This is a genomic window from Alteromonas sp. G5_S2_22_S1 (assembly GCF_054968525.1).
The window spans coordinates 14520-30145 of sequence record NZ_JBQKUJ010000006.1; the positions used below are offsets into that span (position 1 = coordinate 14520).

11 protein-coding genes and 8 tRNA genes are annotated in these 15626 nt (G+C 45.1%); 6 read left to right on the forward strand and 13 right to left on the reverse strand.

The window, feature by feature from the left end:
- Positions 1-82 precede the first annotated feature (82 nt).
- From tig to ACTRWF_RS08340, 9 genes are all read right to left on the reverse strand, one after another.
- Positions 83-1387, reverse strand: coding sequence for a trigger factor (gene tig / locus ACTRWF_RS08300; RefSeq protein WP_012518983.1), 1305 nt, complete (start codon positions 1385-1387; stop codon positions 83-85).
- 349 nt (positions 1388-1736) lie between these two features.
- Positions 1737-1813: transfer RNA gene (locus ACTRWF_RS08305), tRNA-Pro, on the reverse strand.
- A 45-nt stretch (positions 1814-1858) separates the two neighbouring features.
- A tRNA-Leu gene (locus ACTRWF_RS08310) sits at positions 1859-1943 on the reverse strand.
- A gap of 7 nt (positions 1944-1950) precedes the next feature.
- Positions 1951-2026: transfer RNA gene (locus ACTRWF_RS08315), tRNA-His, on the reverse strand.
- A 159-nt stretch (positions 2027-2185) separates the two neighbouring features.
- A tRNA-Pro gene (locus ACTRWF_RS08320) sits at positions 2186-2262 on the reverse strand.
- Between the two features lie 41 nt (positions 2263-2303).
- A tRNA-Leu gene (locus ACTRWF_RS08325) sits at positions 2304-2388 on the reverse strand.
- A 7-nt stretch (positions 2389-2395) separates the two neighbouring features.
- Positions 2396-2471 (reverse strand) — tRNA-His (locus ACTRWF_RS08330).
- A gap of 88 nt (positions 2472-2559) precedes the next feature.
- Positions 2560-2636: transfer RNA gene (locus tag ACTRWF_RS08335), tRNA-Arg, on the reverse strand.
- Between the two features lie 23 nt (positions 2637-2659).
- Positions 2660-2736: transfer RNA gene (locus ACTRWF_RS08340), tRNA-Pro, on the reverse strand.
- Between the two features lie 408 nt (positions 2737-3144).
- Between ACTRWF_RS08340 and folD the strand changes: the two genes are divergently transcribed.
- The 6 genes from folD to ACTRWF_RS08370 all read left to right on the forward strand — a co-directional run bounded on the left by folD (position 3145) and on the right by ACTRWF_RS08370 (position 9510).
- Entirely contained in the window at positions 3145-3999 is an 855-nt protein-coding gene (gene folD / locus ACTRWF_RS08345) for a bifunctional methylenetetrahydrofolate dehydrogenase/methenyltetrahydrofolate cyclohydrolase FolD (protein ID WP_012517562.1), read from the forward strand.
- A gap of 64 nt (positions 4000-4063) precedes the next feature.
- Positions 4064-4708, forward strand: coding sequence for a DUF1415 domain-containing protein (locus tag ACTRWF_RS08350; RefSeq protein WP_278382931.1), 645 nt, complete (start codon positions 4064-4066; stop codon positions 4706-4708).
- Between the two features lie 255 nt (positions 4709-4963).
- On the forward strand, positions 4964-5683 hold the full coding sequence (tsaA, locus tag ACTRWF_RS08355) for a tRNA (N6-threonylcarbamoyladenosine(37)-N6)-methyltransferase TrmO (RefSeq protein ID WP_462835369.1): 720 nt from the start codon (positions 4964-4966) through the stop codon (positions 5681-5683).
- Between the two features lie 171 nt (positions 5684-5854).
- Positions 5855-7573 carry a proline--tRNA ligase gene (locus ACTRWF_RS08360; protein WP_012517559.1) on the forward strand — a complete coding sequence of 573 codons (1719 nt, stop codon included), beginning with the start codon at positions 5855-5857 and terminating at the stop codon, positions 7571-7573.
- A gap of 39 nt (positions 7574-7612) precedes the next feature.
- Positions 7613-8455: an MBL fold metallo-hydrolase gene (locus ACTRWF_RS08365; RefSeq protein WP_462835370.1), complete on the forward strand. Its 843-nt coding sequence runs from the start codon at positions 7613-7615 to the stop codon at positions 8453-8455.
- A 35-nt stretch (positions 8456-8490) separates the two neighbouring features.
- On the forward strand, positions 8491-9510 hold the full coding sequence (locus ACTRWF_RS08370; protein WP_012517557.1) for a phospholipase A: 1020 nt from the start codon (positions 8491-8493) through the stop codon (positions 9508-9510).
- A gap of 91 nt (positions 9511-9601) precedes the next feature.
- Here the strand turns inward: ACTRWF_RS08370 and ACTRWF_RS08375 are convergent, their stop codons facing one another.
- The 4 genes from ACTRWF_RS08375 to guaB form a co-directional block, all read right to left on the reverse strand.
- Positions 9602-10504, reverse strand: coding sequence for a histone deacetylase family protein (locus tag ACTRWF_RS08375; protein WP_041703397.1), 903 nt, complete (start codon positions 10502-10504; stop codon positions 9602-9604).
- 119 nt (positions 10505-10623) lie between these two features.
- On the reverse strand, positions 10624-12246 hold the full coding sequence (locus tag ACTRWF_RS08380; protein ID WP_012518988.1) for a methyl-accepting chemotaxis protein: 1623 nt from the start codon (positions 12244-12246) through the stop codon (positions 10624-10626).
- Positions 12247-12432: 186 nt separating this feature from the next.
- Positions 12433-14010: a glutamine-hydrolyzing GMP synthase gene (gene guaA / locus ACTRWF_RS08385; RefSeq protein WP_012517552.1), complete on the reverse strand. Its 1578-nt coding sequence runs from the start codon at positions 14008-14010 to the stop codon at positions 12433-12435.
- Between the two features lie 70 nt (positions 14011-14080).
- A complete protein-coding gene (gene guaB, locus ACTRWF_RS08390) occupies positions 14081-15550 on the reverse strand; it encodes an IMP dehydrogenase (protein WP_287148752.1) in 1470 nt (489 codons plus the stop codon).
- Positions 15551-15626: the final 76 nt, after the last annotated feature.

Below are 15626 nucleotides of genomic sequence, written 5' to 3' on the forward strand. Positions count from 1 at the left end.
TAGCGTTAAAAACAAAAATGCTCGGAAGGCTCCGAGCATTTAAGCAGTTGCTGACAAGTATTGTCAATCAGACAGTAAAAAATTACGCCTGTTTGTTCATAACCTCGTCAAAAGCTTTAGTTACTTCGGTAACTTTTGCTTGCTCAAGAACCCACTCAATAGCTTGCTCTTCTAGTGCAACGTTTTGCATTTGCTGCATAAGCTCTTGGTTATTGTTGTAGTAATCAACAACTTCTTGAGGATCTTCATACGCTGAAGCAGCAGTTTCGATCATCTCGTTAACTTTAGCTTCGTCTGCTTTAAGTTCGTTCTCTTTGATCACTTCACCTAGAAGTAGACCAATAGATACGCGGCGCTTAGCGTTGTCAGTGAACAACTCAGCCGGTAGATCTGGAAGGTTCTGACCACCGCCTTGCTGGCTGAAACGTTGCTTAGCTTGCTCGCGAAGTGCGTTAACTTCTTGGTCGATAAGCGCTTGAGGAATATCAATCTCGTTAGCGTCTACCAATTTAGAGATAACGTCTTCTTTAACTTGTGCTTTAAGCGTTTGGTCTAGTTCACGCTGCATGTTCTTGCGAACTTCTGCTTTAAGCGCATCTACACCGCCTTCTTCAACACCGAATAGTTTAGCAAACTCTTCGTCAACTTTTGGAAGATCTAAACCTTCAACTTTCTTAACGGTAGCTTGGAAAACCGCGTCTTTACCTTTTAGGTTTTCAGCGTGGTAATCTTCTGGGAAAGTAACTTCGATAGTTACTTCTTCACCTGCTTTCGCGCCAACTAGTGGCTTTTCGAAACCAGGGATCATGCGATCTTTACCAAGCTCTAGCGCGAAGTCTTCAGCTTTACCACCTTCGAACTCTTCACCGTCAATAGAACCAACAAAGTCGATAATTACTTTATCGTCTTTCTTCGCTTTACGCTTAACTTCTTTCCAAGTGGCGTGCTGCTTCTGAAGTGTTTCCATCATGTTATCAAGATCTTCGTCAGTAATTTCCACTACTGGCTTTTCGATTTCGATATCGCTAACACCTTTCACTTCTACTTCTGGGTAAACTTCAAAAGATGCTGTAAATTCTAGGTCCTGACCGTCTTCGTCTTTAGTCAGCTCAAACTTAGGCATACCTGCAGGCTGAATTTTTTCTTGAATGACCGCTTGGTAGAAGTTTTGCTGCATAACATCGCCAGCAACTTCTTGGCGAACTGCCTGGCCGAAACGCTTCTTGATTACGCTCACAGGTACTTTACCTGGACGGAAGCCGTTGATGCGTTGCGTTTTTGCCAACTGCTGTAGGCGTGACTTAACTGCTGAATCAACCGTGTCAGATGGAACGGTGATTGTAAGACGGCGTTCTAAACCCTGGGTCGTCTCGACTGAAACTTGCATTATGTTACCTCAACTATACGCCTCTACAGGCGTTTTGTTCTCAATCCCCTCACCCGTCATGCATTATTTGCACATCACTCCGGGGTAGAGGTCGTTATTCGACGTTTGAAAATTCATGATTAGGACACAATTATCGTGTCAATGTGCTAACCCGAATCAAACATACTGGTTAAAAAAAGACGCGGTAGTATACAGCCGCACACCACAAGAGTCGAGAGGCAAACACAAGTTTGTAACACGCAATTGAACGCAATTTAAACAAACAGCGAAGCTAAGCGTAAAAATATGCAAAGAAACGGGGGAAATCGTATAAGTACTAAGGAGAATAGCGTGTGTAGATGTAAGATAATGGTCGGTGAGACAGGATTTGAACCTGCGACCCCTTGTACCCAAAACAAGTGCGCTACCAAGCTGCGCCACTCACCGACAGAGATATCTTTAAAGATAAGCTTTTAATAAAGCTTGAAAACATGGTGCGGAAGGAGAGACTTGAACTCTCACGCCGTGAAGCACTGGAACCTAAATCCAGCGTGTCTACCAATTCCACCACTTCCGCGAAAAAGTGGGGTGGACGATGGGACTTGAACCCACGACAACCGGAATCACAATCCGGGGCTCTACCAACTGAGCTACGCCCACCACAGTAGTCCTGTATCTGTTTATGTGTGAATTGAACACATAAACATCGCTCGAGCCGTCAGGACCTAACTTACACGCTCGATAATCGATTCAAATCTGCCATGCGCTAGGCGATTGCATAGTGAACTCTGGGAATTCGATGAATCGAAAAAGCAAAAATGGTCGGTGAGACAGGATTTGAACCTGCGACCCCTTGTACCCAAAACAAGTGCGCTACCAAGCTGCGCCACTCACCGACTGGAATGCTTTGTTAAGCTTTTAATAAAGCTTGAAAATATGGTGCGGAAGGAGAGACTTGAACTCTCACGCCGTGAAGCACTGGAACCTAAATCCAGCGTGTCTACCAATTCCACCACTTCCGCGAAAAAGTGGGGTGGACGATGGGACTTGAACCCACGACAACCGGAATCACAATCCGGGGCTCTACCAACTGAGCTACGCCCACCATAGGGTGTGTTTGCAACTTACACGCTTTATCTTAGCAGTGTAAAATAAAAAATTCAGCCTTGCTGTCAGGACCTACCTGACTCGCATGGCGCGCCCGGCAGGATTCGAACCTGCGACCCACGGCTTAGAAGGCCGTTGCTCTATCCAGCTGAGCTACGGGCGCTTGGCGAATCTTCGCTGCAAAAATGGTCGGTGAGACAGGATTTGAACCTGCGACCCCTTGTACCCAAAACAAGTGCGCTACCAAGCTGCGCCACTCACCGACTGTTGTACCGACCTGAAGCGCTAGCCTCTGTGCCGTTACGGGGTGCGAATATTACTGACATCCCCCCACCTCGTCAAACACTTTTTTAAATAAAATAATCAACCGCTCACAAAGCACGCATTCTCACGTTTTTTTGAACAACAGCGCCTTAATTCGGGCCTTCTTTGAAATGATTTTTCTGTTAATGAAGAGGATGTGGGCCCCCTTGTAACTGTGAATTAATTTATTTGATATACAAAGACGTGTAATCGTAGGGGCAAAACCCTGTTAAATGAATTTTTAACTTACCATAACGCTTATGCTAACGCGTAATAACCTCCAATAATTGCTAGAGTATTAGCCCTGTTTTATGAAACAATATAGCCCACTTGTTGACCACTCAACCATATAAGAATCGTACAAGACTATGACCGCTCATCTTATTGACGGCAAATTAATTGCCAAACAAGTTCGCCAACACGTTACTTCCTACGTTGACTCGTTAACTCAAGCAGGTAAAAGACAGCCAGGCCTTGCGGTTGTCTTAGTGGGTAGCGATGCCGCCTCACAAGTGTATGTATCTAACAAGAGAAAAGCTTGTGATGAAGTAGGTTTCGTTTCTCGTTCATTCGACCTTCCGTCTGATACGACTGAAGAAACACTGCTTAACTTAGTGGATCAGCTTAACGAAGATAAAGAAATAGACGGAATTTTAGTGCAGCTTCCGCTTCCCGCAGGTTTAAATGCGGAAAAGGTGCTAGAACGTATCCATCCGCATAAAGATGTAGACGGGTTCCACCCTTATAATATTGGTCGCCTTGCACAGCGTATCCCCGCATTACGCCCGTGTACGCCTAAAGGCATCATGACAATGATAGAGTCGACTAAGCGCCCTGTGAAAGGTTTGGACGCGGTTATTGTAGGCGCTTCAAATATTGTAGGCCGCCCAATGAGCCTTGAGCTATTGTTAGCAGGCTGCACAGTGACCACTTGCCACAAGTTCACTCAAGACTTAAAAAGCCATGTTCAACGTGCGGACTTGCTGGTTGTTGCTGTAGGTAAACCAAATTTCATTCCAGGAGACTGGGTGAAGCCTGGTGCTATTGTAATTGATGTCGGCATTAACCGGGTTAACGATGGCTCTTTGGTGGGAGATGTAGACTTTGATAAAGCGAAGGAACGGGCCGGTTGGATCACGCCGGTTCCTGGCGGTGTAGGGCCAATGACCGTAGCTAGCCTTATTGAAAATACGTTAGAAGCGTATGTTAAGTATCACTCTTAATAGTCCATCTTCATTTTACATCAATAAGCAACCTTAATAGCGTAACAAACAAAGGCAGAGAGTGATGTCTGCCTTTTTGTTAAGCCCACGCTACAACACAACATACAACCCTACTTATTTTATTCCTACTATGGCTAATTTAACTTCCCCCTTACTCGAACAGCACGTTATTGATGCAACGCTAAAATGGGTTGATGATATTGTTATAGAGCACAATTTCTGCCCCTTCGCCCGCTATGTAAGAACACCAAGCGGTATTCGATGCGTAGTTATAAGCGGTGATGTGGGCGACGTTATCCAATCGCTCTATGATGAAGTCAGGCATTTAGAAGAGAACGAAGACACTGCTACTACGCTAATTGCACTTACTCACACAACCCTTGGGGACTTCGACGAATACCTTGATGTCTTAGCCATCGCGGATAATATGCTTCATGACTGGGGCTATAGCGGAACCTATCAACTCGCGAGTTTCCACCCTGATTATATATTTGATGGCAGTGAGGCGAGTGACGCTGAAAACTTTACTAATCGCTCTCCCTATCCCCTTCTACACCTTATTCGCGAAGCCGATATTACGCGCTATATGAAAAAAGAAGAAGATGCAGAGAAGATTTTCAGTCACAACATTGAAAAAGCACAGTCACTAGGCTGTCCGTACTTCGAAAAAGTGCTAAAAGAAATTAAAAAAGACAAGCCCGCCGAGTAAGGCAAGAATAGCGATGCGTTTGATTAGAGATAGGTTAATCTGAAAACACTACACTACTATTTAGCACCGTTTTAACCGTTACTCAGGCAGGCTTAAAGCATTGGATTACTCCAGGGAATCCAAACAAACCCGCTAACGGCACAAATAGTCGGCGTTTAATTTGGACCAAGTTTTCACTTGAAAGGCTACCTTACCTTCAATATATGAGAGTAATATGACAAATAATATTTTCTTTAACTGCGTTAGGAACAAAGCGTGACCGCCCCTTCTTCTTTCGACATAGCCAGTATTGCCACTATCGCCACCCCGTTCAAACAAAAATTCGCCATTCCTAGGCAGCCAAACCTAGCAAAAGCACAAGGTGTTATTACGTTCGGGGAAGGGTTTAACGACATCAATATGCTAAAAGGAATAGAGCACTACAGTCATTTATGGCTTTTGTTCATTTTTCACCAAAATCTAGAGCGTGGCTGGAAAAGTACCATAAAAGCCCCTCGGTTAGGTGGTAATGCAACAATGGGCGTACTAGCAAGCAGAAGTACGCATAGACCTAACGGCATTGGAATGTCGGTCGTAGTTAATAAGGGCATTATCAGCAGAAACGGGCAAACGCAGCTTTGTGTTGAAGGCGTAGACCTTGTAGACGGCACGCCGCTCATCGATGTTAAGCCTTATATTTCATATGCCGATAGTGTTGATAACGCAAAAGACAAGCTAGACGATATTAACCCTATCCCCCACCGGGATGTTTTTTTCGCTCCTAGTCTCTCGTCTATGCTGGCGAAAATAGAAACGAAACATAGCGATTTTTCAGCCCTAGTAACTGCAGTTCTCGCCCAAGACCCCCGCCCTGCGTATAAACAACATCTTGATAATGATGAAAAAATCTATCGCGTCACGCTATATGATATCGATGTGGGGTTCACTATTAAAAATGCTGCGGTGTGCGTGACTGAGCTTGTTCAACTAGGATAAATCACCGATAAGTGGTAACCGTCTGTGGCGTAATTGCTCACAGTTAATTAGAATACGCCAAAATAAGTGATGCCACGCCCTTCTTACTAACGTTTTGTGACATAAAAAGTTGAGCGTATTGCCTTCACACTCACTATTTATATTATAAATTTAACAGGAAACCTGCTTTACATGCGCACTAGTCAATATTTGCTTGCCACGCAGAAAGAAACACCTGCAGACGCAGAGGTTATTAGCCACCAGCTTATGCTTAGAGCTGGCATGATCAGAAAGCTAGCTTCAGGTCTTTACACTTGGCTACCTTCTGGTCTTCGTGTACTAAACAAAGTAGCCAATATTGTTCGCGAAGAAATGAACAAAGCAGGTGCTATTGAGGTGCTAATGCCCGTTGTTCAGCCCGCGGATTTGTGGGAAGAATCTGGCCGTTGGGAAGAATACGGCCCTGAACTACTTCGCGTTAAAGACCGCCACCAGCGAGATTTCGTGCTAGGTCCAACCCATGAAGAGGTGATCACGGCGCTTGTACGCAATGAAATTAGCAGCTACAAGCAGCTTCCTTTGAATCTGTATCAGGTTCAAACCAAATTCCGAGACGAAGTTCGCCCTCGTTTCGGTATTATGCGCGGTCGCGAATTTACAATGAAAGACGCCTACAGCTTTCACTTGGAAGATAGCTGCTTAGAAGAGACCTACCAGAAAATGTACGACGCCTACTGTGCGATTTTCTCTCGCATGGGGCTCGATTTCAGAGCGGTTATTGCTGACTCTGGCTCTATTGGTGGTAACCACTCGCACGAATTCCACGTACTTGCTGAATCAGGTGAAGATGCTATCGCGTTTTCAAGCGACAGCGATTACGCCGCTAATGTTGAAATGGCTGCGGCTGTTGCGCCTGAAAAAGCAGTGCCTTCCGGCGCCGATGTTGAAACCAAAGATGCCAAAGGCAAAGACTTTAATGCGATTTTAAAGAGTGTCGATGCCAACGCTACTAACGCCGTTAAAGTCGTATTAGTAAAAGGGGCTAATGAACTCAATGATAAAGGCGAAGACGTTGTTTGTGATAAATGGGTAGCGCTCGTACTACGTGCAGACCATGAGCTAAACGACATTAAAGCTGAAAAAATAGACGGCGTTGCGATTCCTCTTGTTGAAGCGTCATTTGAACAAGCAAAAGATGTGCTTGGTGTATCGCCTTTCTTTGCAGATGCAACTAACCTGCCCGTACCTGCTTACGTTGACGCAAGTGCAGCAGCCCTTGCTGATTTCACAACAGGTGCTGGCGCAGGCGGAAAAGTTAACGTCAACGTTAACTGGCCAGATGGTATCAATACCGTTGATATCCGCAATGTCGTTGCCGGCGACGCATCACCTGATGGCCAAGGTACGCTCGATATCAAACGCGGTATTGAAGTAGGTCATATCTTCCAGCTTGGTAGAAAATATTCAGAAGCAATGAACTGCGGTGTATTGAGCGAAACAGGCAAGCACCAAACCCTTACTATGGGCTGTTACGGTATTGGTGTATCACGTATTGTGGCGGCGGCCATTGAGCAAAATCACGATAAATTTGGCATAAAGTGGCCAGATCCTATCGCACCGTTTAAAATTGCATTAATACCAATGAATATGCATAAGTCTCACCGTATCAAAGAAGCAGCCGAAGCCCTTTATGAAGAGCTTGTTGCATTAGGCATAGAAGTGCTATTTGACGATAGGAAAGAGCGCCCGGGTGTTATGTTCAATGACATGGAATTAATTGGCATACCTCATAGTATTGTTATTGGTGAAAGAAACCTAGATAATCAACAGGTTGAGTATAAAAATAGACGTACTGGCGAGAAGCAGTTATTAGACCTCAGCGCAGCAAAAGAATTTGTAGCCGCACTCTAACATCTGAACTTGCCCATAAGTTAAGTATAAAGAGGGCGTATGCGGTTAACATTCTATGGCGTTAGAGGGTCTATACCCACTCCGGGAGCAGCTTTCGTCCGCTATGGTGGCAATACAGCATGCGTTCATATCGAGCTTGAGGACGGTACCGATATCGTCCTCGACTCTGGAACGGGTATTCGCCTTCTTGGTGAGCACTTAGCGAAAAAGAACACCCCTATCCATCTTTTGCTGAGCCATAATCATTGGGACCACATACAAGGTTTCCCCTTCTTTCCTCCCATATATCAAGCCGAACGCGAAATAAATATCTATCCAGGACAAATTCTGTTTGAAGAACCGGACCAAATTTTAAAACAAATGGAAGGATCGTTATTTCCCGTACCAAGAAGTGCGCTCAGAGCAAACATCTCGCTTATTGAAATACCGAAAGCGGACAACACCTTTGCAATAGGAAGCGCAAAGATCACGCGACTTGCAATGAATCATCCGGGAAGCGGCAGCGCCTATTGCATAAACGCTGATGGTGTGAAGGTTGCTTACATTACAGATAATGAGCTTTACCCTCCTTATAAGAAAGAAACCGACTTTATTGATTTTGCTAAATTTGCTGAGAATGCAGACTTACTTATTCACGATGCACAGTATATGCTGTCTGATATGCCTGCTAAAAACGGGTGGGGCCACTCTGTGGCTGAGGAGGCGGTTAAACTGGCTATGGCGTCCAATGCAAAAAAATTAGCACTATACAGTCATGATCCAGAACGCACAGATGACGATATAGATGATGTTGTAAAACATTGTAATGAATATGTCACAGTGGCAGAGTCTACTTTACACGTATTTGCTTCCTCAGAAGGCCTCACACTGGACTTCAGTTAAGCATAAAAATAACCCCATGTTACGGAGAATTAAAGGTGTCAGTGTTAAAGCCTTTCGTATTTTTGGCAGCGTTTGCTGCTAGCACAAGTGTGTGTGGACAAGAAACATCCTCAGATGTTGTTAGCACTCAACCTCAAATCGTTGATAGCAGCGAGCAACAAATAAGCAATCAAAACGAAACCAACGATCCCTCTCAAGATGAAGAAGGTATCGAAGTCATTGACATTATAAAGCGTGATACCACCTCAGAAAGCGCGTTAGATGACCGTTTAGAAGGTGATAAAGAAGCGCTGGATAACGTGTTTGCTATTACGCAACATCGACAAAATTACCTGCTTCCCATTACTTACGTTTCCAACCCCAATACCACTGGAAACGAAGACTTGACGGACGAAAACGTCGATAATAAAGAAGCAAAATTCCAAGTCAGTGCCAAACTCCCCCTTTACTTAGAAGATACAGGATTCGACGGGGTGTATTTTGGCTTTACGCTGACATCATTTTGGCAGCTGTATAATAGCGAGGCATCTAAGCCGTTTCGCGAGACCAACTACGAGCCAGAAATTTTTTGGCAGGAAACCGCTGATTATTCCGTACTGGGGTATAAATTTAATACATTTCAAGTAGGCTTCAATCACATGTCTAATGGTCAAAGCGGCCTACAATCAAGAAGCTGGAACCGCTTATTTGCCTCTATTGTATTCAGTGATAACGACGACATTTATTACCTAAAAACCTGGTATCGTATTCCTGAAGACGAAAAAGAAGATCCATTAGATCCTACGGGCGATGATAACCCTGATATAGAGGACTATTACGGGCGAATGGAGTTCGGATATGGTAGAAAAATTGGAGCATTCAAAGTACTCGCCCTACTTAGAAACAATTTAGATTTCGATGAAAACCGAGGCAGTATTCAACTAGATTTGACTTACCCCATTTCTGATAGGTACGAAATCTTACTGCAATATTTCAACGGCTATGGTGATTCACTTATCGACTATAACCGGTCGCAAGAGCGCATTGGTTTGGGTTTCCAGCTGCTTTTCTTATAGGCTGATACCCCTCACCCTATGAAGTAAATCAAGCGCGCTACGCTTACATGTTTAGCGCGCTTTTTATTTAGCTACTCGCTTTTTACAGCGCCTAACTTATTACCCCCGCGGCGCGATATAGCTGAATATGTACATCCACCAGCGCTGCAATATCTCGCTGATACCCTCCACCAATAACGGCTGCAATAGGCACACCTAATTGTTCGGCCAGCGCGAATACGATTTTGTCTCTTTCGTACACCCCTTCGGTGGAGATATGTAAATGCCCTAAATCGTCATTCACGTGCACATCAACACCGGCATCATAAATAATAGCATCGGGCTGAAATTGCCTTTTTGCTAGTGCCAGCGCTTGTTCAAGTGTTTGTAGGTACTCATCATCTTCGGTACCTTTGGCAAGCCCAATATCGATGTCTGATTGCTGCTTTCTATAAGGAAAGTTCTTTTCTCCATGTATAGACAAGGTAAAGATATCTCTATCATTTTCAGCAAGCTTTGCCGTTCCATCGCCTTGGTGCACGTCTAAATCAACGATAAGTACATTATCAATAGCGGACGATTTTTGCATGGTTTTCGCCGCAAGATATAAATCGTTAAATAAACAAAACCCTGAGCCGAAATCAGCAAAAGCATGATGATACCCACCGGTTAAGTTAAGCGCTTTGCCGTGCTGTAATGCTAATGAGGCAGTTAAGCATGTGCCAGCAACCGCGGTTCGGGTGCGCTCGATGAGCTGCTGTGACCACGGAAAACCAATGCGCCGCATGGCTTTCTTATCTAAATTGCCGGATGTGAGCGCCTCTACATATTGACGGTCGTAGTTGTCTGTCAACACAGAGAAATCTAAAGGCGACGGAGTAATAAAACGCGCCTTGTCTATTCCTCGCCTTATTAATTCATCTCGAATACCCACATATTTCTCTATGGGAAAGCGATGCCGTTCGGGAAGGTCTAGCTGACTGTATATGGGGTGAAAGACTAATGGCGTTGTCATCAATTTCGGTACACTCTTCACTTCACGTACTGGTTTTAATTACTTGCGGCTTGGCAACGAAAAAAGGAGCATGACTGCTCCTTTTTCAATAAATAGCGTTTGATACTGACAAAGGGACGCTAGCGGGTCAAACTGTTCACCACTTTTTCTACGTTTTCTGACATACTTTTCATAGAGTGAGACATATCGTCGCGCTGTGCGAGCTGGTGATACTTCTCTGAAGAGTTAACCACATTGCTTATTATCATCTCAACTTGATGCAATACGGCCTCTTGTTCATCTGCAGCCTCGTTAAGCGCAACCACTACACTCGCAGTCTCTTGAATATCTTTTACCACGTTATTTAACGTTTCAAGCGCTGTAGCAGCCTCTGCCGCATTAGTATCGGATAACTGCTTGCCAGAGGACATCGCCGCAACCGCGCCTTTTGCTTCCGCTTCAAAGCTGCTCAAAATATCGTTAATTTCTTTCGTCGATTGCTGCGTTTTAGCGGCGAGGGCGCGCACCTCATCAGCGACCACCGCAAACCCTCGCCCGTGCTCTCCTGCTCTCGCGGCTTCAATTGCTGCGTTAAGCGCTAAAAGATTGGTTTGGTCCGCTATTTCATTGATGACATTCACAACTTTTAAAATATTCGTACTGCGGGTTTGTAAATCTGAAACAATGTCGCTTGATTCAGTCACCGTTTTAGCTAATTGTTTAAACCCGGCATTGGCGCTTTCGAATGTGGCATAACAGCTTGCCACATTTTTTTCAGAATTATTGGTTGCTACCGCTACCTGATCGGTTATCGCTACCAAGTTTTGTACGATTTCTTTTAGCTTGTCAGTACTACTATCTAAAGAGCGGGACGCGTCGCGTTGATCATTAGCGCCTTCCATAATCGACTGACTGACATTCCCAAGGGTACCAAACGCTTTATCAATTTCTCTCTCTGCCTGCTGGAGCTGTGCAACAGACTCTTTTAGCTTGTACTGTAAAGCCCGTGCAGAGTTCGCCAGCATACCAAGCTCATGATCGCTTGTATAAGTAAGCGCATAGTCATAATGACTGTTCGCTAGGTTTGATATACATGCAGCAACCTCTTTAGTAGGCTTAATGACTTGCGAACGCAAGCGGGCGATGACATAAACTACAGACAATACAGACAATACGATTGCTGCCAGTATTATCACCCAAAGCATACTTCGCGTATTCGCTTTAAGTGCAGCAATTGCACTGGCTGAATCCGACGCTATATCTGAGGCAATGCCGCTTAAAAGCTTCGCCGGCTCTCTATCAATACCACGAACATAACTATCGCCTACTTTTGGATCAAACCCCGAATCGACAAATGCGTTGTAACCTTCGCGGTATTTTTCAGCCATGACGGCGTGAGCCTGTTGAAACTGCCTAATGTTCGATTTAACGCTATCGTTGATAACCGCACTTGATAACATTTTGTCGAATTGGCGAGTAATATCCGCTTCACGTTGTTTGAAGCGCTCCCAATATTTTACTCTATCCTCTTTTTTATGGCCGCGAAGCAGTACGTTTTTCCACTCTTGCACCTGAGTTTTAAACGTACTAAGCGTAGTATTTACGTCACGCTCTGACTGTACTAGGGTATTTTCTAGTTCATCAAAAGCATTAAGCAGTGAAAACGATTTTAAAATAGACGCACCGTTTAACAATACGAGGATAAAGAAGCTGGCTAGAACGGGCGTCATCACCAAACGGCTGATGCTAGTGTAGTTGAACACGGCTTAACCTTTAGTATAAATTCAAAGAAGGACGTCGCCATTAAATGATATTTTTATGACGGTATGGTTACATGGTACGTATAAATAAGCATACGTTTATATAACGATTCATACGAATATTGTTCGCAGTAGCCCCCACAAAAAAAGAGCCCGAAAGCTCTTTTTTGTTTATTGCATTAAAGCAGGTTATTCCCACTCAATGGTAGCAGGCGGTTTACCTGAAATATCATAGACCACACGGCTGATACCGTCGATTTCGTTGATAATCCGGTTCGACACTTTACCTAAGAAATCATATGGAAGGTGTGCCCAATGCGCTGTCATAAAGTCGATGGTTTCTACCGCACGTAAACTTACTACCCAGTCGTATTTACGGGCATCACCCATTACGCCTACCGAGCGCACAGGAAGGAATACCGTGAACGCTTGGCTAACTTTTTGATACAAATCAGCCGCGTATAGTTCTTCGATAAAGATAGCATCGGCACGACGCAGTAAGTCGCAATACTCTTTCTTTATCTCGCCTAACACACGTACGCCTAGTCCCGGACCAGGAAACGGGTGACGGTATAGCATGTCGTACGGCAAACCTAGCTCTAGGCCGATTTTGCGTACTTCGTCTTTAAATAGCTCACGCAGTGGCTCGACAAGACCCAGTTCCATATCTTCTGGAAGGCCGCCTACGTTATGGTGAGACTTAATTACGTGTGCTTTACCTGTTGCAGAGCCCGCTGACTCGATCACGTCTGGGTAGATAGTACCCTGTGCTAGCCACTTGGCATTTTCTAACTTACTCGCCTCTTCATCGAATACGCGAACAAACTCGTTACCGATGGCTTTGCGCTTAAGCTCTGGGTCTTCAATGCCTTTAAGGCGGTCTAAGAAACGCCCTTCTGCATCGACACGGATAATGTTTAACCCAAAGTGGTCGCCAAACATTTCCATTACCTGGTCAGCTTCATTTAGGCGTAACAGCCCGTTATCTACAAATACACAGGTGAGGTTTTTGCCTATAGCACGGTGAAGCAGCATGGCAGTAACTGAAGAGTCTACGCCACCTGAAAGACCAAGAATAACTCTCTCATCACCTACTTTTTCTTTAATGCGCTCAATGGCATCTTCTATTATCGCTCCTGCCGTCCACAGCTTTTCACACTTACAAATATCCATTACGAATTGGGTAAGTAAGCGCATACCTTGGCGGGTGTGAGTCACTTCTGGGTGGAATTGAACACCGTAGAATTGCTTCTCTTCGTTATACATTGCAGCGTGAGGGCATGACGCCGTTTGCGCAATAGTTTCAAAGCCTTCAGGAATAGCGGCCACTTTGTCCCCATGACTCATCCATACATCAAGCAGGGCTGCGCCGTTATCACCAATGGCATCTTCAATTTTATCAAGTAGCGGGCTTGGTTTAATCACTTCAACCTGCGCGTAGCCAAACTCGCGCTTATCAGAACCTAATACACCACCGCCTAATTGGTGAGCCATTGTTTGCATGCCGTAGCACACGCCTAATACAGGCACACCAGCTTCAAATACATAATCTGGCGCTCGCGGAGAGCCTTCTTCTGTGACCGACTCAGGCCCACCAGATAAAATGATACCTTGCGGATTGAATTCGCGAATTTGCTCTTCCGTGACATCCCAAGCCCATAGCTCACAGTAAACACCAATTTCGCGAACGCGACGTGCAATTAACTGCGTGTATTGCGAGCCAAAATCCAAAATGAGTATGCGTTGGTCGTGGATATTTGTGGTCATGTTTTGTTTTTACCCGTTAAATAAAAGAACAAAGGCTGGTGTAGTACCAGCCTCGCAGTCGTCGGTCGCCTTAACCTAAACGGTAATTTGGCGCTTCTTTGGTTATGCTTACATCGTGTACGTGACTCTCGCCCATTCCGGCAGACGTAACGCGCACGAATTGCGCTTTGGTGTTCATCTCTTCAATAGTAGCACAGCCAGTTAAGCCCATAGCTGAACGTAAACCGCCCATTTGCTGATGAATAATGTTCGCAATCGGCCCTTTATAGGCGACGCGACCTTCGATACCTTCTGGTACCAATTTTTCAGCGTTGTTAGACTCTTGGAAGTAACGATCTGATGAACCATGGCTTTGGTTCATTGCACCTAGCGAGCCCATACCGCGGTACGACTTGTAGTAGCGGCCTTGGAACAGCTCTACTTCACCTGGTGATTCTTCGGTGCCCGCTAGCATACTGCCAACCATTACACAGCTTGCGCCGGCAGCCAGTGCCTTGGCAATATCACCAGAGAAACGAATACCGCCGTCAGCAATAACGGGAATATCGGTATCTTCAAGCGCTTCAACAGCATCAGATACCGCAGTAATTTGGGGTACACCGCACCCGGTTACGATACGGGTAGTACAAATTGAACCAGGGCCAATACCTACTTTAACCGCATCTACGCCCGCATCAGCTAGTGCTTTTGCGCCGTCGCCCGTTGCAACGTTACCCGCAATAATTTGGATGTCTGGGAAATCTGCGCGTACTTTCTTAACGCGGTCAATAACGCCCTGTGAGTGGCCGTGTGAAGTATCGATAAGCAGAACGTCAACGCCAGCGTCAACCAATAGTGCAATTCGCTCATCAGTACCTGGCCCTACACTCACTGCAGCGCCAACACGAAGGCGGCCTAATTCATCTTTACATGCATTAGGTTTATTTTCAGCTTTTTGAAAGTCTTTAACGGTGATGAGGCCGGTTAGCTTGAATGCATCATCAACGACGAGAATTTTTTCAATACGGTGTTCGTGCATAAGGTCTAACACCACGTCAGAGCTTGCACCCTCTTTAACCGTAACCAAATCATCTTTGCCGGTCATCACATTGCTAATAGGTAGCTCTAAGCGCTTTTCAAAGCGAAGGTCTCGACCAGTAACAATACCAATAAGGTTATTGTCTTTATCTGTTACAGGGAAACCCGAGTAACCAAGGCGTTTAGAAAGGGAAATAACGTCACCGATAGTCGCATCTTTATCTACCGTTACCGGGTCAGATACCACACCACTTTCGTATTTTTTAACTTCGCGTACGTGTTTAGCTTGCTCTTCTGGCTTCATATTCTTGTGAATGAAACCAATACCACCCTCTTGCGCTAACGCGATTGCTAGGCGGGCTTCAGAAACCGTGTCCATGGCAGCTGACACCATTGGGATATTAAGCGTTACATTACGCGTAAGGCGCGTTTGTAAGTTTGCAGTGTGAGGGAGGACGGTCGAGTGGCCGGGAACCAGCAACACATCGTCGAACGTCAGGGCTTCTTGGATGATACGTAGCATGCAACAACACCTATTCAGTTGAGGGTTAATTGCGGCGCAATTGTAGTGTTTTTTGTTTTTCAGGTAAACTCTAAAT

Coding starts and splice junctions, on each gene's coding strand:
- guaA (WP_012517552.1), bottom strand. CDS start 14,010: ATGACCACAAATATCCACGACCAACGCATACTCATTTTGGATTTTGGC.
- ACTRWF_RS08360 (WP_012517559.1), top strand. CDS start 5,855: ATGCGCACTAGTCAATATTTGCTTGCCACGCAGAAAGAAACACCTGCA.
- guaB (WP_287148752.1), bottom strand. CDS start 15,550: ATGCTACGTATCATCCAAGAAGCCCTGACGTTCGACGATGTGTTGCTG.
- ACTRWF_RS08365 (WP_462835370.1), top strand. CDS start 7,613: ATGCGGTTAACATTCTATGGCGTTAGAGGGTCTATACCCACTCCGGGA.
- tig (WP_012518983.1), bottom strand. CDS start 1,387: ATGCAAGTTTCAGTCGAGACGACCCAGGGTTTAGAACGCCGTCTTACA.
- folD (WP_012517562.1), top strand. CDS start 3,145: ATGACCGCTCATCTTATTGACGGCAAATTAATTGCCAAACAAGTTCGC.
- ACTRWF_RS08375 (WP_041703397.1), bottom strand. CDS start 10,504: ATGACAACGCCATTAGTCTTTCACCCCATATACAGTCAGCTAGACCTT.
- ACTRWF_RS08350 (WP_278382931.1), top strand. CDS start 4,064: ATGTCTGCCTTTTTGTTAAGCCCACGCTACAACACAACATACAACCCT.